General features: G+C 61.2%; 24 protein-coding genes, 1 tRNA gene and 2 pseudogenes. 12 read left to right on the forward strand and 15 right to left on the reverse strand.

The genetic code is table 11. From position 1 onward, the window contains the following. Positions 1-112 precede the first annotated feature (112 nt). On the reverse strand, positions 113-298 hold the full coding sequence (locus tag HX801_RS21175) for a hypothetical protein (protein WP_008437498.1): 186 nt from the start codon (positions 296-298) through the stop codon (positions 113-115). Positions 299-458: 160 nt separating this feature from the next. After that, positions 459-1,787 carry an OprD family porin gene (locus HX801_RS21180; protein WP_134325732.1) on the reverse strand — a complete coding sequence of 443 codons (1,329 nt, stop codon included), beginning with the start codon at positions 1,785-1,787 and terminating at the stop codon, positions 459-461. Between the two features lie 238 nt (positions 1,788-2,025). On the opposite strand from HX801_RS21180, the gene HX801_RS21185 reads away from it, so the two are divergent. From HX801_RS21185 to HX801_RS21195, 4 genes and pseudogenes are all read left to right on the forward strand, one after another. After that, positions 2,026-2,358: a DUF2790 domain-containing protein gene (locus HX801_RS21185; RefSeq protein WP_177022676.1), complete on the forward strand. Its 333-nt coding sequence runs from the start codon at positions 2,026-2,028 to the stop codon at positions 2,356-2,358. 199 nt (positions 2,359-2,557) lie between these two features. Next, a pseudogene (locus HX801_RS32310) lies at positions 2,558-3,241 on the forward strand (PAS domain-containing protein); the annotation flags it as partial. 111 nt (positions 3,242-3,352) lie between these two features. After that, positions 3,353-3,781: pseudogene (locus HX801_RS32315) on the forward strand (methyl-accepting chemotaxis protein); the annotation flags it as partial. 54 nt (positions 3,782-3,835) lie between these two features. After that, a complete protein-coding gene (locus HX801_RS21195) occupies positions 3,836-4,411 on the forward strand; it encodes a flavin reductase family protein (RefSeq protein ID WP_177022677.1) in 576 nt (191 codons plus the stop codon). A 164-nt stretch (positions 4,412-4,575) separates the two neighbouring features. Here HX801_RS21195 and HX801_RS21200 read toward each other — a convergent pair whose 3' ends face one another. Further along, positions 4,576-5,460: a LysR family transcriptional regulator gene (locus HX801_RS21200; RefSeq protein WP_134325734.1), complete on the reverse strand. Its 885-nt coding sequence runs from the start codon at positions 5,458-5,460 to the stop codon at positions 4,576-4,578. A gap of 121 nt (positions 5,461-5,581) precedes the next feature. Here HX801_RS21200 and HX801_RS21205 point away from each other — a divergent pair, with 121 nt between their 5' ends. Then, positions 5,582-6,952: an MFS transporter gene (locus tag HX801_RS21205; RefSeq protein ID WP_371316579.1), complete on the forward strand. Its 1,371-nt coding sequence runs from the start codon at positions 5,582-5,584 to the stop codon at positions 6,950-6,952. 121 nt (positions 6,953-7,073) lie between these two features. On the opposite strand, the gene HX801_RS21210 is transcribed toward HX801_RS21205, so the two are convergent. Further along, complete coding sequence (locus HX801_RS21210; RefSeq protein ID WP_076014932.1) at positions 7,074-7,877, reverse strand: AraC family transcriptional regulator; 804 nt, start codon at positions 7,875-7,877, stop codon at positions 7,074-7,076. 202 nt (positions 7,878-8,079) lie between these two features. On the opposite strand from HX801_RS21210, the gene HX801_RS21215 reads away from it, so the two are divergent. The 4 genes from HX801_RS21215 to ddlA are packed head-to-tail and all read left to right on the forward strand — an operon-like array spanning position 8,080 to position 10,674. Beyond that, positions 8,080-8,634 carry a DUF2975 domain-containing protein gene (locus tag HX801_RS21215; RefSeq protein WP_087693784.1) on the forward strand — a complete coding sequence of 185 codons (555 nt, stop codon included), beginning with the start codon at positions 8,080-8,082 and terminating at the stop codon, positions 8,632-8,634. A gap of 7 nt (positions 8,635-8,641) precedes the next feature. After that, positions 8,642-8,857 (forward strand): helix-turn-helix transcriptional regulator, encoded by a 216-nt coding sequence (locus HX801_RS21220; protein ID WP_010177071.1) that lies wholly within the window; start codon positions 8,642-8,644, stop codon positions 8,855-8,857. Positions 8,858-8,897: 40 nt separating this feature from the next. Further along, positions 8,898-9,536: a LysE family transporter gene (locus HX801_RS21225; RefSeq protein WP_087693797.1), complete on the forward strand. Its 639-nt coding sequence runs from the start codon at positions 8,898-8,900 to the stop codon at positions 9,534-9,536. Between the two features lie 43 nt (positions 9,537-9,579). After that, on the forward strand, positions 9,580-10,674 hold the full coding sequence (gene ddlA, locus HX801_RS21230; protein WP_177022679.1) for a D-alanine--D-alanine ligase: 1,095 nt from the start codon (positions 9,580-9,582) through the stop codon (positions 10,672-10,674). A gap of 13 nt (positions 10,675-10,687) precedes the next feature. On the opposite strand, the gene HX801_RS21235 is transcribed toward ddlA, so the two are convergent. The 4 genes from HX801_RS21235 to ggt all read right to left on the reverse strand — a co-directional run bounded on the left by HX801_RS21235 (position 10,688) and on the right by ggt (position 14,041). Beyond that, a complete protein-coding gene (locus HX801_RS21235; RefSeq protein WP_087693783.1) occupies positions 10,688-11,002 on the reverse strand; it encodes a DNA-binding transcriptional regulator in 315 nt (104 codons plus the stop codon). Beyond that, on the reverse strand, positions 10,989-11,309 hold the full coding sequence (locus HX801_RS21240) for a transcriptional regulator (RefSeq protein WP_087693782.1): 321 nt from the start codon (positions 11,307-11,309) through the stop codon (positions 10,989-10,991). Before HX801_RS21240 ends, HX801_RS21235 begins: the two co-directional genes overlap by 14 nt. Positions 11,310-11,468: 159 nt before the next feature. Beyond that, on the reverse strand, positions 11,469-12,191 hold the full coding sequence (locus HX801_RS21245) for a polyphenol oxidase family protein (protein WP_087693781.1): 723 nt from the start codon (positions 12,189-12,191) through the stop codon (positions 11,469-11,471). 23 nt (positions 12,192-12,214) lie between these two features. Continuing rightward, positions 12,215-14,041, reverse strand: coding sequence for a gamma-glutamyltransferase (gene ggt / locus HX801_RS21250; RefSeq protein WP_177022680.1), 1,827 nt, complete (start codon positions 14,039-14,041; stop codon positions 12,215-12,217). 197 nt (positions 14,042-14,238) lie between these two features. Between ggt and HX801_RS21255 the strand changes: the two genes are divergently transcribed. After that, positions 14,239-15,129, forward strand: coding sequence for a bifunctional helix-turn-helix transcriptional regulator/GNAT family N-acetyltransferase (locus HX801_RS21255; protein ID WP_177123018.1), 891 nt, complete (start codon positions 14,239-14,241; stop codon positions 15,127-15,129). A gap of 42 nt (positions 15,130-15,171) precedes the next feature. On the opposite strand, the gene HX801_RS21260 is transcribed toward HX801_RS21255, so the two are convergent. The 4 genes from HX801_RS21260 to rimJ all read right to left on the reverse strand — a co-directional run bounded on the left by HX801_RS21260 (position 15,172) and on the right by rimJ (position 19,730). Continuing rightward, positions 15,172-17,580 (reverse strand): TonB-dependent siderophore receptor, encoded by a 2,409-nt coding sequence (locus HX801_RS21260; protein ID WP_177022682.1) that lies wholly within the window; start codon positions 17,578-17,580, stop codon positions 15,172-15,174. Between the two features lie 75 nt (positions 17,581-17,655). Next, entirely contained in the window at positions 17,656-18,600 is a 945-nt protein-coding gene (locus HX801_RS21265) for a FecR domain-containing protein (RefSeq protein ID WP_177022683.1), read from the reverse strand. Beyond that, a complete protein-coding gene (locus tag HX801_RS21270; protein ID WP_177022684.1) occupies positions 18,597-19,112 on the reverse strand; it encodes a sigma-70 family RNA polymerase sigma factor in 516 nt (171 codons plus the stop codon). Before HX801_RS21270 ends, HX801_RS21265 begins: the two co-directional genes overlap by 4 nt. Positions 19,113-19,145: 33 nt before the next feature. Further along, complete coding sequence (gene rimJ / locus HX801_RS21275; RefSeq protein WP_087693775.1) at positions 19,146-19,730, reverse strand: ribosomal protein S5-alanine N-acetyltransferase; 585 nt, start codon at positions 19,728-19,730, stop codon at positions 19,146-19,148. A 145-nt stretch (positions 19,731-19,875) separates the two neighbouring features. Between rimJ and HX801_RS21280 the strand changes: the two genes are divergently transcribed. Then, positions 19,876-20,916, forward strand: coding sequence for a DMT family transporter (locus HX801_RS21280; protein ID WP_177022685.1), 1,041 nt, complete (start codon positions 19,876-19,878; stop codon positions 20,914-20,916). Between the two features lie 80 nt (positions 20,917-20,996). Here the strand turns inward: HX801_RS21280 and HX801_RS21285 are convergent. Beyond that, positions 20,997-21,073: transfer RNA gene (locus tag HX801_RS21285), tRNA-Met, on the reverse strand. A gap of 269 nt (positions 21,074-21,342) precedes the next feature. Further along, entirely contained in the window at positions 21,343-21,663 is a 321-nt protein-coding gene (locus HX801_RS21290; protein WP_010177056.1) for a DUF6124 family protein, read from the reverse strand. Positions 21,664-22,089: 426 nt separating this feature from the next. Between HX801_RS21290 and HX801_RS21295 the strand changes: the two genes are divergently transcribed. Continuing rightward, the gene (locus HX801_RS21295) at positions 22,090-23,307 is read left to right on the forward strand and encodes an MFS transporter (protein WP_003208347.1); all 1,218 of its coding nucleotides are present in this window, start codon (positions 22,090-22,092) and stop codon (positions 23,305-23,307) included. A gap of 114 nt (positions 23,308-23,421) precedes the next feature. Here HX801_RS21295 and HX801_RS21300 read toward each other — a convergent pair whose 3' ends face one another. Beyond that, positions 23,422-23,967, reverse strand: a complete 546-nt coding sequence (locus tag HX801_RS21300; RefSeq protein ID WP_008430705.1) for an RNA polymerase sigma factor — start codon at positions 23,965-23,967, stop codon at positions 23,422-23,424. Between the last annotated feature and the right edge of the window lie 169 nt (positions 23,968-24,136).

Consider the following 24,136-nt stretch of genomic DNA (forward strand, 5'->3'; position numbering starts at 1 on the left):
GTTGCAGAACGGGCGAGCAAAAAAAACGCCCCATCCGGGGCGTTAAAAATTCATCTCTTTCCAAAGGAGCTACACAAAAGCTTCAGAGATGAATGTGCTCGGTGTGCGCCGTTCAGATCGACTGCTTCTGTGCGTCGGCGGGCGCGGTCTCGGCCACGGACTGTTCACCGTGGACCTGTTGCTGTTGCTGGCGGAACTCGGCGAGGAACTGCCGGGAGCGGTCGGCGCCGTCGTCGGCGAATGCGAGGGTGGAAGTGGCGCCGAGAAAACTGATCAATAACAGGTGGGATGGCTTCATGACGTTTCTCCAAATAAGGCGTGTGCCGTTAGTTGTGGCCAGTATATGAAGCGCAACTTAACGAGAAGGTGAGGCGCATATTACAGTTCTGACAGGCTTCAATTTGTGAACAGATGTTAGTCCACGGCAAATGAATGTAAGCATTTGCCGTTGTGTTCATTTACAGAATTGCCAATGGGTATTCGACAATCAACCGAACTTCTTCCAAGTCCGACTCAAAGGCACTTGAGCGAACGGTCGCCTGGCGCAAACGCAGCGACAGGTCTTTCAAGTTACCGCCCTGCACCACGTACTTCGCCTCGATATCCCGCTCCCAGCGGCGTTGATCGGTCAGCGGGTCGCCGGCCGCGTCACGGCGCATGTACACGCTGTTGGCGTTGCTGTAGTCGGCGCCGGTACCTTTGCCATAGCGGGTCATGAAGGTCAGGCCAGGAATGCCGAAGGCCTGCATGTCGAGGTTATAGGCGAGCATCCACGAGCGTTCCCTGGGCGAGTTGAAGTCGCTGTACTGGATCGAGTTGTTGAGGAAGATCGAGTCCGACATGCGCAGGTAGTCAAAGTCGTCATCGCCGTTGTTGCGCTGGTGCGACAGGGCCAGGCTGTGGGCGCCGACCTTGACCCCAAGCCTGGCGCTCCAGATGTTGTTATCGAACTCGCCAAGGCGTTTCTTGCCCTCGTCCACGGCCTTGTAATAGTTGAAGTCGCCAAACAGCGACACGTCATCGTTCAGCGGGTAGCTGGCGGCGCTGCCGAAGTAGTACTGGTCCCAGGCATCCTTCAGGCGGCTGGTGTACAGGCTGACGCTGAGGTGTTTGTTCACCTGGTAGTCGCCGCCGGCATAGCCGATCCAGGGTGAATCCACCTTGCCCGCATAAAAGGTCGCGAAGCCTTTATCCATGCCGCTCTGGGTGGGCTGGCTCATGCCGCTCAAGTGCCCGGCCTGCAAGCTCAAGCCGTCAATGCTGGTGTTTTGCGCGGTGACGCCACGGAAGCTTTCCGGCAACACCCGTGAGTCGCCGTAGGCCACCACCGGGGTGAGCGGGAACACGTCACCGGCCTTGATCACGGTATCCAGCAGGCGCACTTTTACCGCGCCGCCGAGCTTGCTGTAGCCATCCTCGGGGTGGTTGTCGCTGTCTACCGGCAGTACGCCGAACGAGCCCTTGCCGCCGCTGCGGCCGGTGCCGGAGTCGAGTTTCAGGCCATACATCGCAAACGCATCGAGGCCGAAACCCACCGGACCCTGAGTGAATCCGGATTCGAACTTGCCGATAAAACCCTGGGCCCAGGCTTCGGAATAGCCATTGCCGGTGGGGCTCGACTGGCCCTTGCGGTCATCGCGGTTGAAGTAGAAGTTGCGGGCCAGCACGTTCAAGGTGCTGCCTTCGATAAACCCTTCGGGTTTTTCTTCCACGGCCATGCCTGACAGCGGGGTGAGCCCCGCCAGGGCGGCAATCATGGAGAGTGAAAATGTGCGGTTAGTGCTCATGTAGCGCTCCTCGGTAGTGGCAGCTATCAGCTTCTTATCGATGGGGCATTCTTGTTGTGATGGTGCCCGGGCAGATAGTTGCAAACACGAGATAACGGCGAGGTGGCGCACAGATTACAATTTTGGAATTTCAATAAAACATAACGGATAAGTAATCTTTCGGTGAACTTTGCGACAGGCTTGGTTAGTTATTCTTGCTCTGAACTTTTAATTCAATAAGTCAGACGAGGACGCCCTCATGAATACCCTGAAAACCACTGTCGCTGCATTGGCCCTGATCGTTTCCGCCAGCGCGATGGCCGAAGGTGGAGGCGACCGCACCTTCGCCCAATTGATGCAAAACAATGAGCAAGCCATGGCCGCCTACGCCGCCAGAAAGGGCAAGCCCGCGCCCGAGGTGCTGGTGTATCGCTACGGCATGAAGCTGGACATTGCCAAGGTGGTGAATGTCACGCCGCCGATCCGCTCGTGCAGCGCGGTGCCGTCACGCATGACCTACGAAGACTCCACCGGCAAGCTCAACACGCTCCACTACCAAGTGATGGGCATCTGCCGTAACAACGGCAGTTGAGGGGCCGAAAAAATATAGTTGGGCAATGGGCTAAAGCTCTCTTAAGAAAATGCCGGCAGCGCCGATGCAGGTCAGATCCCGCCCTCATTTGCCCACCGGTGCCTCCATGTTCAACACCCGTCTCAAGCAGGAGCTGTCTGCTCTTCGCGAAGAATTATCCAGTTTGCAGCAGGTCAAGGAGAGCCTGGAAAGCGAAATGATGGCCCTGACCCTGGATCCCGAAGGGCGCATCGAGTCCGTCAATGCCATCTTCCTTCAAGAGATGGCTTACCAGGCAAGCCAGCTGCAAGGCCGCCTGATCGAGGATCTGGTGCCGGCGCACGTCAAGCACGACACCTTTCAACTGCGCTTCACGAACGCCCTGGTGCGTGGCGAACACTTCGCCGGTTCCGTACGCCTGATGCGCGGCAACGGCAATGAGGCGTGGCTGCGCTCCATCGTGCAACCGGTGCGTGGCAGTGACGGGCGTATCAAGCATATTTCGATGTACTCCAGCGACCTGACCCGCACTATCGAGGCGTCCCGCGAGCACGAAAACCTGATCACCGCGCTGGTGCGTTCCACGGCAGTGATCGAGTTCGACCTCAACGGTAATGTACTGACGGCCAACGACCGTTTCCTCAACGGCATGGGTTACAGCCTGGCGCAGATCCAGGGCAAACATCACCGGATATTCTGTGAGCCGCAGGATGCCGGCAGCGTCGAGTACCAGCAGTTCTGGAAGCGCCTGAACGCCGGTGAATTCGTCGCGGGCCGCTTCAAGCGAGTGGACAGCCACGGGCGGGTGGTGTGGCTGGAGGCTTCGTATAACCCGGTGCTCGACGCCAACGAGCGGCTGTACAAAGTGGTCAAGTTCGCCACGGTGATCACCGACCAGGTCAACCAGGAACAGGCCGTGGCCGACGCGGCCAACATCGCCTACAGCACCTCGCTGCACACCGACAGCAGCGCCCAGCGCGGCACCACCGTGGTCACCCAGGCGGTGGAGGTGATGCGCGACCTGGCCAAGCACATGGAGCAGGCGGGTGAGGGCATTGAAGCGCTGAACGCCCAGTCCCAGGTGATTGGCAGCATCGTCAAGACCATCAGCGGCATCGCCGAGCAGACCAACCTGCTGGCGCTCAACGCCGCCATCGAAGCCGCCCGTGCCGGTGAGCAAGGCCGTGGTTTTGCGGTGGTGGCCGATGAGGTTCGGCAACTGGCGTCGCGTACCAGCAAGGCCACCGAGGAAATCGTCGGCGTGGTGCGCCAGAACCAGGACATGGCCCGCGATGCAGTGGCGCTGATGACCGATGGCCGCCTGCAGGCCGAGCAAGGGCTGGCATTGGCGGCCGAGGCGGGCACGGTGATCGTCGAGATCCAGGACGGCGCCCAGAAAGTGGTCAGCGCTGTAGGGCAATTCGCCAATCAACTGAGCAGCTAGTCACCCGGGCTCATGCTTGAGGTATCGTAGGTTTTTTTTCCGAGCCTTTCGTCCATGAGCCCTAACCATCGCCGTCCCGTCCCGCTGTCCAAGGCCTACCGCTTGCTCAACCACGGCCCGACCGTACTGGTCAGCGCCGCGCACAACGGCCAGCGCAACATCATGGCCGCGGCATGGGCGATGCCGCTGGATTTCGAGCCGCCCAAAGTCGCCGTCGTGCTGGATAAGGCCACCTGGACCCGGCAACTGCTCGAAGGCGCCGGCACTTTCGTGCTCAACGTACCGTGTGCGGCCCAGGCCGATATCGTGCAGACCGTGGGCAACACCACCGGCAGCGAGACCGACAAGTTCGCCGCATATGGCTTGCAGACGTTCAGCGGCGAACACACCGCAGCGCCGATGCTCGAAGGCTGCGTGGCGTGGCTGGAGTGCCGCTTGCTGCCGGAACCGCATAACCAGCAGACCTACGATCTGTTCCTCGCCGAAGTGGTGGCCGCCCAGGCTGATGAGCGCGTATTCAGCGACGGTCGCTGGCATTTCGAAGGGCAGGATGCGCTGCGTACCTTGCACCATGTGGCGGGCGGGCATTTCCTGACGATTGGTGAGCCGATTGATGGGCGACAGCTTTAAGCCCAGTGCCAATTCTTCCGGTACAGCCTGGTTTTGTGGCGAGGGAGCTTGCTCCCGCTGGAGCGCGAAGCGGTCCCATTGTTTCCTGCCAATACACTTGGTCGGTAGATATACGACTGCTGCGCAGCCGAGCGGGAGCAAGCTCCCTCGCCACAAAGGTTGTGTTACCACTGGGTTTTGCTGAGCGCCTCGGCAAACGCCGTCAACTTCGGCGAGTACTGCCGCGATGGCGGATACACCAGCGATATCGCCCGACTGCGACCGGCAAATTCCTCCAGCAAGGGCACAAGGCGCCCGGCCGCCAGATCTTCCCGCACCGCAAAGTCCATCACCTGGGCGATGCCGAATCCGCCCAGCGCGCCGTCCACCAGCGCATCGCCGATATCAAAGATCAACCGCCCCTCGACACTCACGTCCTGCACCCTGCCATCGAGCATGAACTGCCAGTCCACCAGCCGGCTGGTGCGCAGGTTACGTACGGTCAGGCAATTGTGGTCCTGGAGTTCATCGACGGTTTGCGGCGTACCAAAACGCGCGAGATAAGCCGGGGAGGCGACGGTGACCCAGCGCAGCGGTGGCAGTGCCCGGGCGATCAGGCGTTGGTCCTGGATGTCGCCGGTGCGCAGCAAGGCGTCAAAGCCTTCGTCGACGATGTCCACCAGGCGGTCGGTCATTACCGCTTCAATGCGCAGATCGGGGTATTGCAGGGTCAGCTCGCCGATTACCGGCATCACCACCTTGCGGCCAAACAACGAGGGCGTGCTGATCTTCAGCAAACCGGACGGTGAGGCACGGCGGTCGAGCATTTGCCGCTCGGCTTCGGCCAGTTCCGCCAGCAGCGGCGCGCTGCGTTCATACAGCATCTGCCCGTCGGGCGTGAGGCTGACGCTGCGGGTGTTGCGTTGCAGCAGGCGCACACCCAGCTGGTTTTCCAGCCGGGAAATGGCCCGGGACAAGCCCGATTGGGTCAGCCCCAGGTCTCCGGCGGCGCGAGTGAAACTGCGGGTTTCGGCGACGCGCACCAGCAGGCGAACAGCATTCAGATCCATGATTAAAGTCATTACTGAAAGAGTGATAGGGGTATTTATCATCTGTTGGGCATGAAAGAAACTGGCGCCTCTCATTTTCAGGCAGGACGCTGTGATGTCTTCTTCTCGACCCTCTGGCTGGATGCTGTTGCTGCTGGCAACCGCGCAACTGATCATCGCCCTCGACGCGACCATTGTGTTTGTCGCGCTGCCGCAAATCGGCAGCCACCTGGGGTTTTCTGCCCAGCAATTGCAGTGGGTGGTCAGTGCCTACAGCGTGGCGTTTGGTGGCTTCCTGTTGCTGGGCGGTCGGGCGGCGGACCTGTTGGGCAAGCGGCGCTTGTACATGCTTGGCCAGTCGCTGTATGCGCTGTCTTCCCTGGCGGCGGTGCTCGGTGGCAGCGCCTTGCTGCTGGTGCTGGCGCGGGCGGTGCAGGGTGTGGGCGGGGCGCTGTTGTTCCCGGCCACGCTGGCGCTGATCAACACCCACTACGCCGAAGGGCCCGCGCGTAATCGGGCGTTTGCCGTGTGGAGCGCGGCGTCTGCGGCGGGCCTGGCATTGGGCGCGTTGCTCGGCGGCGTGCTGACCCAGGCCTGGGGCTGGGAAGCGGTGTTCCTGGTGAACGTGCCGTTGGCCGGCGCCTGCGCCCTGGCGGCGCGCTACTGGATTCCCGCCGATGGCGAACGGGCCCGCGGGCGCAACTTTGATATCAGCGGCGCGTTGACCGTGACGCTGGGCGGCACCTTGCTGGTGTTCTCCCTGGTGCAGGGGCCGGAGTGGGGCTGGGCGGCGCCGTCAACCCTGGGCTGCATGGCCCTGGCGCTGGCGCTGCTCGGATTGTTTGGGTGGATCGAACACCGGGGCCGTGATCCCCTGATGCCGCTACGCTTGTTGGGCTATCGCGAGTTGCGCATGGCCATGGTGTTGACGGCGGTGTTCATGAGCAGCTTTGGCGTGCAGTACTACTTTCTGGCGGTGTACTACCAGCAGGTCTACGGCTACAGCGTGTTGCAGGCGGGGTTGGCGTTTTTGCCGGCGACGCTGGTGTGCACCGCGGGTATCTGGCTGGCGGAGCGTTCATTGGCGCGTCTGGGGTTGCGCAACACCCTGGTCAGCGGCCAGTTGGCGGGCGCGGTGGGTATCGCCCTGGTGTGCCTGGCGTTGCCGACGGGGGCGGGGTTCTGGTCGTTGCTGCCGGGGATTTTCATCCTGAGTATTGGCCAGGGCATGACCTGGACGGCGATGTGGGTGGCCGCCGGGCTGGGCATCCGGCCGGGCGAGCAGGGCGTGGCGGCAGGCATGGCGTCCACCAGCCAGCAGATTGGCGGTGCGTTGGGGCTGGCGTTGCTGGTGTCGTTGGCGAATGCCGGAGGGTCGACGGGCGCGGCGCAGGCGGGCGGGATTGAACTGGCGTTGTGGTGGAGCGCGGCGATTGCCCTGGCGGGGGCGGTGCTGGCGTTGGCCCTTAAGGAACGAGCTCCAGCGTCGAATACGATTTCGGCAGCGACATAGTTCAACTGTAGGAGCTGGCTTGCCTGCGATAGCGGAGTGTCAGCCAACAATTTATTAACTGACCCACCGCCATCGCAGGCAAGCCAGCTCCTACAGGTTGATCGCATTTCAAGGCGGGATTTCAGCGCCCGAGCATCTTCACCCAGCGCGACGGCGGCATGCCGAAAGTGCTGCGGAACTGGCGGGTCATGTGGCTCTGGTCGGTGAAGCCGGCGGTCAGTGCCGCATCCACCAGTGACTGGCCCTGGCCCAGCAGGCTGCGCACCAGGTCCAGGCGGCGCATGGTCAGGTAGCGATAGGGGCTGGTGCCGAACAACAAACGAAAATCCCGCGACAACGCCCAGCGGTCGCGGTTGGCGTATTCCGCCATTTCATCGAGGGTAATCGGCCGGCCCAGGGCACTGTGGATAAATTCCCGTGCGCGCTCGGCGGCCCGGTAGTCGAAGGTCTTGCGATTGACCGTGATGCCCGACGCGTTATTCAGCGCCTGGGCCAAGTCAAACATCGCGTCCTGTTCCTGCAGCGGGTCAATCGGGCAATCCAGGCTTTGCAGCAACACTTCACTGGCGCGGTACAGCCACGGGTCGCTGGACAATCCGCCGGGGATGAACGGTAACGGCTTGCCGCCGAGCACCTGCTGGATCAGCGCCGGCTCCACGTAAATCATCCGGTATTTGAAACCTTCCTCGCTGCCGGCCCAGCCGTCATGCACTTCATCGGGATGGATCACCATGGTCCGCCCCGGCAGGCTGTGGGTCATGCCGCCGCGATAGTGAAAGCTCTGCACGCCGAACAAGGTGCGGCCGATGGCGTAAGTGTCGTGGCGATGAGGGTCGAAGCCAAACCCGGCAAAATACGCCTCGATACGCTCCAGCCCACTGGCGTGGGGCGCGCGGTGCAGCCAGTCGAGAGAGGGTTTGATCATGGTGTCAGTCGCAGGTCGGGACGCAAATACGTTACCCCAGTGTGACCGGGCTGTCTGCTGCGGTCTTGAACGATTGTGCCACTGCTGAAATTTCGGGGGCAGTACCGGCTTTGCGTTAAGGTATCGCTAATCATTAAAAAATGATTGTTTTACGATAATTAATCGTTTATTTTTCCGCCTCAAATTTCTCAGAGGCTTATCCATGAATTCCCAACGTCTTGCCCAGCTCAGCCAGCGCATGGCATTGCTTACCCTGTTGTTGATCGTCGCCATACTGCTGCTCAATACCGCTGCGTGGCTTTACCCGGTGCAAAGCGCTTCGTTCGGGTTTGGTTTCGCCCTGAGTGGTCAACAGATCGAGGGACGGGCGGAGATCGTTGCGACGTTCCCTTGGTGGCAGACACTGGGCGGCGTCCTGCTCTCCAGCATTCCCTTGATGGCGCTGGTGTCCGGTTTGAATCATTTGCGCCAGCTGTTCCAGAACTATGCTCGTGGGGAGTATTTTTCCAGCGCCGCCGCGCAGCACTTGGGTAAAGTAGGCCGGGCCGTGGCACTGTGGGTGTTGCTGGATTTTCTGTGTGAGCCCTTGCTCAGTGTCTGGGTCACGATGAACGAGCCGGTTGGCCAGCGGCTGCTCACCTTGAGTTTTACCCCGCCCAGCATCGTGGCGCTGTTTCTCGCCGGCTGCATCTCGGTGATCGCGCGTATCCTGTGGCAGGCCAGTGAAGTGGATTCTGAAAACCGCACGTTTGTTTGAGAACAGCATGTCTATTGTGATTGAGTTGGACGTTATGCTCGCCCGGCGCAAGGTCAAGTCCAAGGACCTGGCCGCCGCCATTGGTATCACCGAACAAAACCTGTCATTGCTCAAGCAAGGCAAGGTCAAGGGCATACGGCTGGCGACCTTGGATGCAATCTGCAAGTATCTGGAGTGTCAGCCGGGCGACCTGCTGGTGCATGAACCCGAACCTGAGCTGTAAACGGCAAGGATCTTTAATTCCCTGAAGGATGGATCAACCGATGCTTTTCCCAAGCCTGCCGTACGCCGCGCCTCTTCTGTCGCTGGCCTTGCTCTGGACCGTCGCGGTCGTGACGCCAGGCCCGAACTTTTTCAATACCGCGCAGTTGGCTGCCAGTTGCTCACGTCGCCATGGCGTAGTGGCGTCCGCTGGCGTGGCCACTGGCACCGTGATGTGGGGCCTGGCCGGCGGCTTGGGGATCAAGTCATTGTTTACCGCAGCGCCGATGTTGTACCTCGCGTTCAAGATCATCGGCGGCTGCTACCTGATTTACCTGGGGTTGAAACTGTTCCGGCGCTCGGCACCGGCCATGGCCCAGAACCTGTTGCCCGACGAACCTCGGCGTTCGTTGTTTTCCGCCTGGCGCCTGGGTTTATTGGGCAACCTGTCCAACCCCAAGGCGGCGCTGTTTGTCGCGACGATCTTTGCGTCCACCATGCCCCCATCACCGTCGCCGATGCTGCTGACCCTGGCCGTGATCACCATGGCGACGCTGTCATTCAGCTGGTACACCTGCGTGGCACTGGTGTTTTCCAGTGAACGGATGGCCAACGCCTACAGCCGCTCGCGCAAGTGGCTGGACCGGTTTGCCGGTGGTTGTTATGTGCTGTTCGGCGCCACGCTGGTAGCGAATCGCTGACGGCTCATGGTAAGAAGCCTTACTTTCAAACGTGAGGCCGATCATGAGCAAGCTGCGGGTAGGGATTATTTTTGGTGGCCGTTCGGCCGAGCATGAAGTGTCGCTGCAGTCGGCGCGCAACATCGTCGATGCACTGGACCGTTCGCGCTTCGAGCCGATCCTGATCGGCATCGACAAGGCCGGCCACTGGCACCTCAACGACACCTCGGGTTTCCTGCTCAACGAAGAAAAACCGGCGCTGATCGCCCTCAATCAATCCAATCGTGAACTGGCGGTCGTGCCGGGTAAGGCCAGCCAGCAACTGGTGGAAACCGCCAGCCAGGCCTCGCTGGAACACGTCGATGTGATCTTCCCGATCGTCCACGGCACCCTCGGCGAAGACGGCTGCCTGCAAGGCCTGCTGCGCATGGCCGACTTGCCGTTTGTCGGCTCCGACGTGCTGGGCTCGGCCGTGTGCATGGACAAGGACATCAGCAAACGCCTGCTGCGCGATGCCGGGATTGCCGTGACGCCGTTCATTACCCTCAACCGTCGCACGGCGGCGCGAACCACCTTCGAACAAGCCCGGCAGAAACTCGGAGTGCCGATGTTCGTGAAACCGGCGAACCAGGGTTCGTCCGTGGGGGTGAGCAAGGTGGGCAGCGAGGCTGAATATCACGCTGCTGTAGAGCTGGCACTTGGGTTTGATGAGAAGGTGCTGGTGGAGTCGGCGGTAAAAGGCCGGGAAATTGAATGTGCCGTGTTGGGTAACGAGAACCCCATCGCCAGCGGCTGTGGCGAGATCGTGGTGCGCGACGGGTTCTATTCCTACGACAGCAAATACATCGATGACCAGGCAGCCCAAGTGGTGGTGCCGGCGGACATCAGTGTTGAAGCCAGCGAGCGCATTCGTGCGTTGGCCATCGAAGCGTTTGAAACCCTGGGCTGTGCCGGGCTGGCGCGGGTGGATGTGTTTCTGACGGATGAGGGTGAGGTGCTGATCAACGAGATCAACTCGTTGCCTGGGTTCACCCGCATCAGCATGTACCCGAAGTTGTGGCAGGCGGCAGGCATGAGCTACAGCGAGCTGGTGAGCCGCTTGATCGAGCTGGCGCTGGAGCGGCATGCGGGGCGCAAGGGGTTGAAGATTAGCCGGTAGACCAGTAACGCCATCAGGCGTTACTGAGGACTTCTCGAAAAACGTCTGGCCTGATGGCTGCTATGTGCAGCAAGGAACGTGCTGCGCCGGAAGGAGAACGGCGCCCTTGCTCCCATTCTTGAAGCGTTCGTACAGAGACCCCCAGCAGTTCGGCAAACTTGGGCTGTGACAACCCGGTCTTGCTGCGCGCCTCAGCCGCTTGGGTAATTTCGACGTGATGGACGTGACCATGACGCGCTTCCTTGACGTCGATAACGGCAGCCAGCAATTCCTCGCCGATGTTGCGCTTGGCGTCACGTTCCTTCAGCTGTTTCTCAGTGAGTGGCATGGTTCATCTCCTTGGCGATTTTGTAGAGGACATGCGCGGGAATATTCTCGGTGGCACCTTTGCCATAAATCAGCAAGGCAACTAGTGCGCCGCACGCCAATTGCGTTGTGTAAATGATCCGTACTGAGCTGCTCTTGCCCCGGCCTTCCAAGCTCCAGCGTACTTTTCGGCAACCACCAGAACCTGGAATGACAGTACCTGAATCGGGGTGGTTGGCTAGAAAAGCCATAAAAATACCCCGTTCTTCTTCGGTCCAGTAATCGGGCCATAGCTTGCTGAATAATGGTGACTCGATGATCGTTAACACGCAAAAATTCTACGTCTTTGACGTAGCCTCTGGCAAGAAGGGGCGGGGCCAGAAAATGTCAGCGGATGGAGAGGGATTCAAGAAACGTTGTTTCGCAAAAAATGACAGCCCACAGATTTTCTAAGGCTAATAGCTAAGAGAGCTGTGGGCGTCGTCCCATTACACTGCGCGAGCAACCCACGAGTACAACAACGTCTTCCTCTCCGTACTGTCATGGGTCCTTCTGCGATAACTCGCAAACGCCGGCGAGGTGCAATACGTACACACTTCGCTTACCTCAACCTGCTCACGTTTTATCCCTGCCGCCTCCAGCAAGATCAGCGCATAGCGGCTCAAATCAAACCACGCACTCAAGGCCTGCCTGGGTTCTGGCGGCTGAATCTCCGGTGCCAACAAAGGCCCCGGCTGCTCGAACGTCCACGGCGCATTTCCATCCCGCCACAAATGCCCCTGACTCGCCTGCAACTGCGCCACAAACTCGCCACTCACCTCATAACAACAAGGCTTGATCGAAGGCCCAATCGCAATCCGCAACTGATCCAGCGCCACACCCTCGGCGGTAAACCGTTGCATGGCATTGGCGATGATCCCGCCTTGCAGTCCCTTCCAGCCGCCATGAATCGCCGCGACAAAGTCCCCGTCCTCCGAGGCCATCAGCAGCGGCAGGCAGTCGGCGGTAATCACCGCAATCGGCTGCAGATCCCGGCTGAAAACCCCATCGGCTTCAACCGTATTGGCGGCGAGCTCCGGGCGCCATTCAATGGTCGTGGCGCTGTGCACCTGCTTGCAGATGAACACCTCGTCAGGCCGCAACGGATCGTCAATCGAACAAAATCCATGATCGACGCCCATCAGGGCGCCGAGGTTATTTGCCTTGTGCACGCGCAGCTCTCCAGTGAGTCAATTCAATCCCCCAGCGCTTCGCCTTCACGGCGTGGATCAGCCCCGCCGACCAACGACGCCTTGCCCTGCGCATCGCGCACCCGGACGATCGCCTGGGCGCCGCTGGTCATGTCGATTTCGCTCAGGGCGTGGCCCTTGTCCTTCAGTGCCTGTTTCAGCTGAGCACTGAACAACCCGGCTTCCAGCTCGGTCGCGCCGTTGCGACTGCCGAAGTTGGGCAGGCCGACGGCCGCTTGCGGGTCGAGGTTCCAGTCGAGCATGGCCACCAGGGATTTGCTCACATATTCGATGATCTGCGAACCGCCCGGCGAACCCACCGTGGCCACCCACTCACCGCTCTGGCGATCAAACACCAGGGTCGGTGCCATCGACGAACGCGGGCGCTTGCCCGGCTCGATCCGGTTGGCCACCGGCTGGCCGTTCTCTTCGGGGATGAAGGAGAAGTCGGTCATCTGGTTATTCAGCAAAAAGCCCTGGACCATTACATGGGAACCGAATGCGGACTCCACCGTGGTGGTCATCGACACCGCGCCACCCACGTCATCCACCGCCACCACTTGCGAGGTGGAAATGCGCAACGGCGAGCGATCCGGCGCGTAGGCCACTTTAATTCCCGCAGGCTTGCCCGGCTTGGCGACGCCCATGCTGCGCTCACCAATCAATGCGGCACGGCCGGCCAGATAGTCCGGCGCGACCAGCCCGGCCACCGGCACCGGTACGTAGTCGGAATCCGCCACGTACTGGGCGCGGTCGGCATAGGCCAGGCGGTCGGCCTCGGCGATCAGGTGCACCGCTTCGGGCACCGGTTCCAGGCCGGCCGGGGAGTCGTTCTTCACCGGCTTCAACAGCCCAAGCGTCATACGCGGGTCGCGGGTTTCCAGGGCCTGCAACGTGCCGAGGATCTGCGCAATGGCGATCCCGCCCGACGACGGCGGCGGCATGCCGCAGACTTTCCAGCGTTTGTAGTCGGTGCACAACGGCGCCCGCTCAACTGCGCTGTAGCCCTTGAGGTCGGTCAGCGTCAGGCTGCCGGCGTTACTGTTGCCTTGCACCTTGCGGGTGATTTCGTCGGCAATGGGGCCGTAGTACAGCGCGTCCGGCCCTTCCTTGGCGATGCGCTTGAACACGTTGGCCAGCGCCGGGTTTTTCAGCAGCGTACCGGTGGCCTTCGGGCTGCCGTCGGCATTCAGGAAGTACGCGGTCATTTCCGGCGAGCGGCTGATGTAGCGGTCAGCGGCAATCAGGCTGTGCAGGCGCGCAGAGATCGGGAAACCCTCTTCGGCCAGGCGAATGGCCGGCTCAAACAGTTTGGCCCATTGCAGGTGGCCGGTCTTTTTATGGGCCATTTCCAGGGCGCGCAACACCCCCGGGGTGGCCACCGAACGCCCGCCAATCTGTGCCTGCGGGAACGACATCGGCGTGCCATCGGCGTTGAGGAACAACCGCTCGGTAGCGCCCGCCGGTGCGGTTTCGCGACCGTCGTAGGCGTGCACCTGCTTGCCGTCCCACAGCATGATGAACGCGCCGCCGCCGATCCCGGAGGACTGCGGCTCCACCAGGGTCAGCACGGCCTGCATGGCAATCGCTGCGTCGATGGCCGAGCCGCCCTTGCGCAATATCTCGCGCCCGGCTTCGGCGGCCAGCGGGTTGGCGGCGGCGGCCATGTGGCGCTCGGCGTGGCGGGGGCTCATGTCGGTGCGATAGCCCGAGCCGAGCTCCGGGGCGGGCGGCAGTTCCGGCGCGGTGGCGCTGTGGCAGGCGGCGAGGGTGAGGGCGGCGGTGATCAGCGAGAGGGCGGTAAGGCGTTGGCGGCGAAAAATCGAAAACACGCGATGACTCCGTTCATTTGAGAATGATCTGTTGTCCGTGGGGAGGGAATGTACCTCAGTGGTTTGCAGGTTGGGAGATTGATCTGTATTTGGTTGTGCAGTACAACTACATCCTTCGTCATTCGGGCAAGAGGTTTCCCCCCGTGAACCGTTCCAAGCCAGACCTTATCGATCAGATCCGCTGTGCCTCGCGTCTTATGGTGCGAGAGCTGGGCTTCATGCAGCCGAAGTTGGCGGCCAGCAGTTACCCACCGTCATCGGTGCACACGATTGTTGAAATCGGCGAGCGTGGCGCGCTGACAGCGGCTGAACTGGTCATGTTGCTGGGGCTGGAAAAGTCGTCGGTAAGCCGCATGGTGCGCAAGCTGGTCGAGGCGGGCGAGCTGGAAGAGTTTGCCAACGAGGACGATGCCCGTTCGAAAAAGCTGCGGCTCACCACACGAGGCCAGAAGACGTTACGCGACATTGAAACGTTTGCCCGGCGCCAGGTGGGCGAGGCGATTGGCGACTTGTCCAGCGAACAGCAACAGGCCGTCAGCCGCGGGCTCGATCAATACGCCGCAGCCCTGCAAACCCAACGTACCGGCGCCCGGCAGCCGAGGCACTACCGCATTGCCCATGGCTACCGGCCAGGCATCATCGGGCGTATCGCGCAGATGCACGCCGAGTACTACGCCCAGCATGCGAATTTTGGCCAGCCGTTTGAAAGCCTGGTGGCGGCGGACATGGCCGAGTTGATGGGGCGCCTGGCCAACCCGCGCAACCAAGTCTGGGCAGTGCTGGACGCAGAGCAGATCGTCGGTTCGATCGCGATTGATGGCGAGGGCGAAAACGGCGAGGCGATCCTGCGCTGCTTCATCCTCGCCCCGTCGGCTCACGGCCAGGGCTTGGGTAAACGGTTGTTGAAAGAGGCGCTGGATTTCTGTGACGGGCACCGGTTCCCGGCGGTGCGGCTGTGGACGTTCAAGGGCCTGGATGTGGCGCGCAAGCTCTATGAAAACGCGGGCTTTGTGCTGGAGTCGGAACAGGAGGGGCAGCAGTGGGGCAAGTCTGTGGTGGAGCAGTGTTTTGTGCGGCACGCTGTTTGACGCAACAGCGCCCCACGTCACGGGGCGCTGGCGCCTGGCCGGTTAGAAGTCCCAGCGCGTGGTGAGCATCACGTTGCGCGGGGTGCCGTAATAGGCCGTGTTATAGAAGCCGATGTTGGTGTAGTACTGCTTGTCGAATAGGTTGTTGACGTTCAGCGTCGCGGAAAGATGTTCGCTGACCTGATACTTGGCCATCGCGTCCACCACCCAATACGCTTCCTGCGAGAACTCTTCGTTTTGCGCCTTGGGCCGGTTGTACACCACTTGCCAGCTTCTGCTCTGCCAGCGCGCGCCGCCGCCGACGGTCAGGCGGTCCAGCGGGCCCTTGAGTTTGTACGAGGTGAAGAAACTGAGCTGGTCCTCCGGCTCCCAGGTCGAAGCCTTGTCGCCATGCTCATCCCGCAGGATCTTGTGGGTGTAGCCGGCCTGGGCCTGCCAGCCCGGCGCCAGCTCGCCGGACATCTCGGCCTCGAAACCCTTGGTCTTGGCCTTGATGCCTTTCTCGGCATACCCGAGGGATGGGTTGGTCGGCGCGGCGTTGTATTCGGCGTCCGGCTCCGCACGGTTGGTTTCGTGCACTTCGAAGTAGGCCATGCTGGTGTTGAGCCGGCCCTCGAAGAACTCGCCCTTGAGGCCGGTCTCGTAGTTCTTGCCTTCATCCGGCTCCAGCAATTTGTTGTTGCGGTCGCGGCTGTAGGTCGTCGGCATGAAGATGTCGGTATAGCTGGCATACGCGGTGAAGTTGTCGTTCAGGTCGTAGGTGACCCCGGCGTAGGGCACCAGCTTGCCGGTCTCGGTGGAGTCGTCTTCGCCACGCAATTTGTAGTTGGCCACGCGGCTGCCGAGGAACAGGTTCAGGTCATCCGTGAGGTTGAAACGTGCGGCCATATAGCCTGCGGATTGGCGGGTGGTGGCATCGATGATCCGTGTCGGTTCACCCCAGTTCGGCTCCGGAGCGTTGCCATCGAAGTTCCAGAAATCGATCTGGTTGTTGCCCACATAAGTGGGGGCGCCGTAGTCTTTTCCGGTCCAGTGGGAATTCGAGGCCGACGCGCCAATCACCAATTCATGGGTACGGCCCAGCAGGCTGAACGGACCGCTGGCGTAGACATCGCCCGAGTCGGCGCGGGTGTTGCCGGTGAACTTGTTCGCGTACAGGGACGACAGTCCGGTGGCGGGGAACGGGCCACTCATGATCGAGCCCAGGGGCGCGTCGTAGCCCATGAGTTGGTGGGTGTATTGGCCCTTGATCACCCAGCCATTGTCAAAGTTGTGTTCCAGGGTGGAGAACACGCTGCGGGAGTACTGCTCCCAGCGGCTCCACTTGGCGCCGTTGTTGTAGGAGCGTTTTACATCGATGCGGTTGCCGTTGCGATCGAACAGCGCACGGCTGCCGGACCAGCCCGAGCCTTGCGGGTCGCTGTCCAGGTAATCGAAACCGACGGTGAGCAGGGTGTCGTCGGTCAGGTCGGCTTCCAGCGTGCCGAAATACACATTGGTGCTGCGCTGGTAGTGGTCCATGAACGAGTGCTTGTCCTGGTACGCCGCCACCGCACGCCCGCGCACGTTGCCGCTGTCGGTCAGCGGGCCACTCACGTCGATCTGGGAACGATAGTTGTCCCAGCTGCCGGCGCCGAGTTCGACGCTGGCCTTGAAGTCCCGCGTGGGCTTTTTGCGGATCAGGTTGATCGTCGCGCCAGGGGCGCCGGCGCCGGTCAGCAGTCCGGTGGCACCCTTGAGGATTTCCACGCGGTCATAGATCGCCATGTCGCTGAGGGTCTGGCTGGACGAGTAGGCGGAGTTGCGCAGGGTCGGGATGCCGTCGTACTGGAAGTTTTCCACCGAGAAGCCGCGGGCGTAGTAATTGTTACGCTCGCTGTCGAAGGTCGACACGGTGATGCCCGGTGTATGGCGCATCACGTCGTCGATCGAAGTGAGCGCGAAGTCATCCATATGCTGGCGCGTGATCACGGTGATCGACTGCGGGGTTTCCCGTGGGGTCAGCACCATGCGCGTGGCGGTGGCGATGGTGCCCGGGGTGTAGGAACCGCTGCCCTCAGTGATGGTGCCCAACTGATTCGCGGTGATCTCTGTGGCACCCAGCGACAGCGCGCCGCCGGCCACCGGCAGGCTTTCCAGCTGGTAGCCATCGGCATTGCCGCGTGCTGCGAAGCCGGTGCCGGCCAGCACCTGCGCGAACCCGTCCTCCACGTTGTAGCTGCCGCGCACGCCGGGGCTGTCCAACCCGGCCACTTGTTGCGACAGGAACGAGATCGGCACGCCGGCGGCCTGGGCGTAACGCGTCAGCACGTCACCGAGTTTTCCGGGGGCGATGTCGAACGCCTGTACCTGCTGCTGCGCGTAGGCCAGGCCCGGCACCGCCAGGGGCAGGCAGCCAAGCAACAGTCGACTGGCCAGCAACAGGCCGCCGCGTGTGGGGGTTGAAGACATGTTATCGGTGCTCCTTTGGATGTTGGCCAAGGAAAGGACGCGGTAAAACCGAAAACACGCAACGCTGCGTAAGAATTATCCGGCGGGGACTTTCAGGCGCACACGCGTGAGCCACGGGGTGTACGTGCTGACCTCAATCGGCAGGGTGCGCGTGAGCAGGCGCAACGCGCGGTCGCTGTCGTCCGTCGGCAGCATCACGCTCACCCGAATGCCTTGCAGCGCCTTGCGATCGAACATCAGCACACCTGTGCGATGCCGCGCCAGGCGCTCAAGCACATCCGCCAGCGGCTCGTCATTGGCCAGCAACTGGTGGGCCGTCCAGGCTTGCTGCTGCGCTTGCACATCAACGCTTTTCGGCGTGCCGGGCCCGCTTGCATCCAGGCGCACCTGCTCGCCGGGGCCGAGGGTAATCGTATGCCCGGCACTGTCGATGCGGGTCGAGGATTCGAGCATCTTGACCACGGTGGCGGTGTCGCTGAGTTCGACGATAAAACGCGTGCCCAGGGCGCGAATGCTGCCCTGCGGGGTGTCGACATAAAACGGGCGCTGGGTGTCCTTGGCCACTGTTACCAGAATTTCACCATGCAGCAGTTGCACGCGGCGCTGGCTGGCGTCCAGGTGCAGGTTCACCGCAGAGCTGCCTTCCAGTTGCAGGTCGCTGCCGTCGGCCAGCAGCGTCTGGCGCCATTGGCCACGGTCGGTGCTCAGGTCGGCGAACAGATAGCCACGTTGCTCGTACTGGTACGCCGGCACCCCCGCGAGCAGCAGGGCCAGGGCGAGACACTTGACCAGCGTTGCCCCGTGGCGAGGCTGCCGGGCCCGGCGCAATGCGGCACGGGCCGGGGCTTGTTTGAGGGGCTGCAAGTGGCCCTGAAGGCGGGCAATGGCTTGCGGGTGCTGCGGGTCGGCGGCCAGCCAGGTGCGAAACGCCTGTTCGCTGGCGTCGTTGCCTTCGTGATCCAGCCGCACCAGCCATTCGGCAGCCTGGCGCAGCACTGCGTGGGGCAGAGGCTGGTTCATGGCTGGGCGCACGCATCACACGCCAGCAAGGCTTCCACCAGATCGTTCTGTACCGTGCGCACCGAGACCCCGAGGCGCTGGGCGATTTGCGCCTGGTCCAGGCCTTCGAGGTAACGCAGGATGAAGGTGTTGCGTATCCGCTTGTTCATGCGCGCCAAGGCCCGATCAATCGCTTCAAGCATTTGCGCGGCTTGCAGGATCTGCTCCGGCGAAGGCGCCTGTTCAAGGTACGCGGCGCAGCGTTCGAGCTCTTCGCGGTAGGCCTGTTCCAGGCGTCGGCGGCGGCCATTGTCCATCAGCAACCGGCGCGCGATGGTGGCCAGATAAGCCCGTGGCTCACCCGGCGCCACGTAAGTACCCGATGCCAGCAAGCGTACGAAAGTGTCTTGCGCCACGTCGGCCGCCTGATGGGAGCAATGCACGCGACGCCGCAACCAGGTCAACAACCAGCCGTGGTAGCCGCGGTACAGCGCATCGAGCGTAGGAGCGTCGGTGGGCGAAGACAGCTTCATGAGAGAGAGTCGTAAGTGAGAATTAATCCCATTCTAGTGGTTTAAAACTTCGGGCTGCAATAGACGGTCGCTTGCCGGATTGATCAGTGCCGTTAACACATGGTCCGCCCAGACCCCGTTGATCCTCAGATACGCCCGCGCCTCGCCCTCTTTTTCAAACCCCAGCCGTGCCAGCAGGCGCGCACTGCGCTCATTCTCTGGGCGGTAGTTGGCCATGATTCGGTGCAGCTGCATGGCGTCGAACACATGGGCAATCGCCGCCGTCAGCGCTTCGTGCATCAAGCCTTGGCCTTGGGCGGATTTAGCCAGCGCATAACCCAAGTGGCAGGCCTGAAACGCACCGCGCACGATGTTGCTGAAGTTGCAGGCGCCGATGATTTGGTCCTGGCTGAATATCAGCAGGTGCAACGCTTCGCCGCTGGCGGTTTTGTCGGCCATGGCGTGGAGGCGTTCGGTGATGGCGTCCGGTTCAAAAAAGGCGTCGTCACGCGAAGGCTCCCAAGGCTGCAGAAAGGCGCGATTTTGCAGCAGGTACATTTGCAGGGCGCGAGCGTGGGAAGGGTGGGCGCCCAGCAGTAAGAGGCGGTCAGTGCTGATGCCGGTAGCGGGGAATGTCATGCGTCACCTTCTTGTGGTTTGCCAGCCGGGCTATCCTGCCGCTTCAGTCGTACAGAATCCAGCCAGGCTGGCATTCACATAATTCTTACCCGGGCACGGCTATGATGCTCGTCCTTATGCAATAAGCCTGACAGGGCGGCCCATTATGAATGTGAGCGTTCTCTACGCGTTGGCGGCGGCGGCGTTGTTCGGCGCCAGCACTCCGCTTGCCAAGCTCCTGGGGGTGGATACGCCGCCCATCCTGTTGGCCGGACTGCTCTATCTGGGCAGCGGCCTGGGCCTGGCCATCGTTCGGTTTGCTCGCGACCACGGCTGGAAACGGCCCGGCCTTGCAGCCGGAGAGTGGCCCTGGTTGATGGGCGCCATCGTCTTTGGGGGCGTGCTTGCGCCAGTGGCGCTCATGTATGGCCTCACCCGTACCGCGGGCGCCACCGCATCGCTGATGCTCAATCTTGAGTCGGTGCTCACGGCCGTGCTGGCGTGGGTCGTGTTCAAAGAGAACGCAGATCGCCGCATCGTGATCGGCATGATCGCTATTGTTCTGGGCGGGATCGTTTTGTCATGGCCGCAGGGGACGGCGACGGCTCATGATTGGACGGGGCCGCTGGCCGTGGCTTTCGCCTGTTTTTGTTGGGCCATCGACAATAACCTGACCCGTAAGGTCTCTGCCTCGGATGCGCTGTTTATCGCCGGCAGCAAAGGCTTGGCGGCGGGTGTGGTCAATTGCTGTTTGGCGTTGGCCATCGGGTCGCAACTGCCAGCGGTGGCCACGCTCGGGTCAACCATGGTGGTTGGGCTGCTTGGGTATGGCGTGAGTCTGGTGCTGTTTGTGCTCGCTCTGCGCGGGCTTGGCAGCGCGCGCACCGGCGCCTATTTTTCCACGGCTCCCTTTCTGGGTGCAGTCATCTCGATCCTGATCCTGGGCGAGTCGGTTTCGCTGATGTTCTTGCTCGCGGCCGCCTTGATGGCCATCGGGGTGTGGATTCATTTGATGGAACATCATGCGCACGAGCATCAGCACGATCCCCTCACACACGGTCATCGCCATACACACGATGAGCACCACCGGCATGTACATAACTTTGCGTGGGACGGTACCGAGCCACATAGTCATGCCCATGAGCACGCACCGATCCAGCACAGTCATGCGCATTTTCCCGATGTACACCATCGGCATAAACACTGACGTCGTGGGGCAATAGGGCGGTTTACTTTTCTGCAGGCATAAAAAAACGGCCTACCTTTCGGTAAGCCGTTTTTAGTACTTGGTGGCTACACAGGGACTTGAACCCCGGACCCCAGCATTATGAATGCTATGCTCTAACCAACTGAGCTATGTAGCCAAGTGGCGCGCATTATTCGCGGAGAACGGGAATGCGTCAAGCGCTTTTTTTGAAAATTTATCTACGCTATCAACTGTTTAACGGGAAACACCGGGTTTGGTGACGAGCGGTTGGGGTTTGCGCAGGTCCCAAGGCAGCGAAGATCAAAAGGTGGGAGCGGGCTTGCTCGCGAATGCGGTGTGTCAGCCAGCAGAGGTATTGGCTGGTCCACCGCCTTCGCGAGCAAGCCCGCTCCCACATTTGATCTGCGGTGTTCTGGCGTTCGCGCGTCAGGTTTTGCGCGGGTGCAGGCACTCTATCGAGCGGTCGACCATGGCCTTGGCGATTTCCAGCAGGTGCCATACGGCGAGGACTTTCGCACGCTCGGGGCTTTGCAGTTGTTCGCCACAGTCGAGCGCGGTGGCCGAGGCGCTGTGCAGCAGGTCGGCGGTGTAGAGCAGGGAGTCTTCGAAGCTGATGTCGTCGCTGATGGCGTAGAAGTTTGTCGAGGGTTGCGGCGGGTCGGTGGGTAAGTAGTGGTCGAGCGCTCGGTTGAAGGCGGCGCGGTCTTTGGCTTGGTCACGGGGTGGATCGGGGACAATTTTAAACATGGCATAGCTCCTGATTAACTTGGAGCCGTACCGTTCGCGACTAAACGAAGGGTGGCGGCTGTACGCAGGTTAGTCGACCGGCTAATCAGGAAAACCCGGCGCACCCGAAGGTGCCCTGCGCACAGCCACCATGAGACCTCATGAAAGCATGCGCCTGATATAAGTCCGGGCGACTAAACCCGATCACTGAAAACCAGCGACGGACCGAAGACTAGCCACCGACTCCCCCAGGCACAAGGCCGAAAGATTCTCTAGGAAACGTCCCGCAAATTAAAGGGATTCATCTTGCTGGCCCTTTACAAACCATGACCGCTGCATCGATTCATCTACTCGTTAGCCTGCTAACGGGATAGCCTTCCTGCACCCAAAAGTGGCACATTGTCGCACCTGCACCTGTGCATCCATCTGCTGTACGGAAAACCTCCCATGGCTCTGAGCAATTCCCAGCCCTCCGTGGCTACGACGCCTGCCGCCGGGCAAACCAGCCCGTTGGTGATGCGTGTAATCGGCGCGGTGGCGCTGGCGCATTTGATCAATGACTTGATCCAGTCGGTACTGCCCTCGATCTACCCGATGCTCAAGGCCAATTACGGCCTGACGTTCACCCAGGTCGGCCTGATCACCCTCACGTTCCAGCTCACCGCGTCCCTGCTGCAGCCGTGGGTCGGTTATTACACCGACCGTCATCCCAAGCCGTACCTGTTGCCCTGCGGGATGATCTGTACGCTGGTGGGCATCCTGATGATGTCCCAAGTGGGCAGCTTCCCGCTGATCCTGCTGGCGGCGGGGCTGATTGGTATCGGCTCGTCGACCTTCCACCCGGAAGCCTCCCGCGTGGCGCGCCTGGCCTCGGGCGGGCGTTATGGTTTGGCGCAGTCGACGTTCCAAGTGGGCGGTAATGCCGGCTCGGCCTTCGGCCCGTTGCTGGCGGCGGCGATCATCATTCCGTTCGGCCAGGGCAATGTGGCCTGGTTCGGCCTGTTCGCGGTGTTTGCGTTGTTTGTGCTGTATGCGATCAGCCGCTGGTACGCCCACCACTTGAACCTGTTCAAGCTCAAGCAAGGCCAGGCGGCCACTCACGGCCTGTCCAAGGGCCGGGTGCTGAGCGCGCTGGTGGTGCTGGGCCTGCTGGTGTTTTCCAAGTACTTCTACATGGCCAGTTTCACCAGTTACTTCACCTTCTACCTGATCGAGAAGTTCGACCTGTCGGTGGCCAGTTCACAGCTGCATCTGTTCCTGTTCCTCGGCGCGGTGGCGGCGGGTACGTTCTTTGGCGGGCCGATTGGCGACAAGATCGGCCGTAAGGCGGTGATCTGGTTTTCGATCCTCGGCGTGGCGCCGTTCACCTTGCTGCTGCCTCATGTGGACCTGTTCTGGACCAGCATTCTGAGCGTGGTGATCGGCTTTATCCTGGCCTCGGCGTTCTCGGCAATTGTGGTGTATGCGCAAGAGTTGGTGCCGGGCAATGTGGGGATGATCGCCGGGGTGTTCTTCGGTTTGATGTTCGGTTTTGGCGGGATCGGTGCGGCGCTGCTGGGGCACCTGGCAGACATCCACGGCATCGAGTACGTGTACACGCTGTGCTCGTTCCTGCCGCTGTTCGGGGTGTTGGCGATTCTGTTGCCGCGTACCAAAAAGGCCTGATACCAGGTCAATCGAGTCGGGCAGATATCCCTGCTGCCCAACGCTTGCGTCAAACGGGTAAATCAACTGCTCCTGCAAAGGGTGTCGGCGTTGCGCCGGTGCCCTGATTTACGCCTACAGCGGGTTGTAGGTGGCCCGCTTCAGGTGTTCGCGCGCCCGGGACAAACGTGAGCGCACGGTGCCAATGGGGATGTCCATGGCGTCGGCGGTGTCCTGGTAGCTGCCGTCGGTCTCCAGTGAGGCGTACAGCGTTTTACGCATTTCCAGCGGCAAATCCGTGATCGCCCGCAGGGTTCTTTCGAGCTTGCGGTTGACCTCGAACTGCCAGTCCAGGTTGTTGTTGTCTTCCTGCCCATGCCACAGCGCCTCATCGAACTCGCAATGCACCGGCTTGGCATACATGCGCCGAAAGTGATTGCGGATCAGGTTCTGGGCAATCCCGCACATCCACGTGCTGATGGTGGCCTGGCCGCTGAAGCGGTCTCGGCTGCGCCAGGCCTCCAGGTACGTCAGTTGCAGAATATCGTCTGCATCTTCCGGGTTGAGTACGCGTTTATGAATGAAGCGCCGGAGTTTCTTGTGGTGGTCTTCCGACAGGTTCTGGATGGAGCGGTGCGGGTCAGGTGTAAGGTGAACTAAAACATCGATAGGGATATCCATGATTTTTTCCTCAGGGTAGACACGGTCGAAATGATTTCGACGGGAACCCTCTTAGCACTGCCTGTGCCAAGGGAAAAAAATTCATAAGCAATTGATTTATATAAATAAATATCTTGTTTCCAGGCTTTTTTGTGCAAGGTTTTGCACAAGTGGCTGCGGGCGCGTGCCG

The organism is Pseudomonas sp. G1002 (assembly GCF_013385455.1).
In the GTDB taxonomy this organism is placed as follows: Bacteria; Pseudomonadota; Gammaproteobacteria; order Pseudomonadales; family Pseudomonadaceae; genus Aquipseudomonas.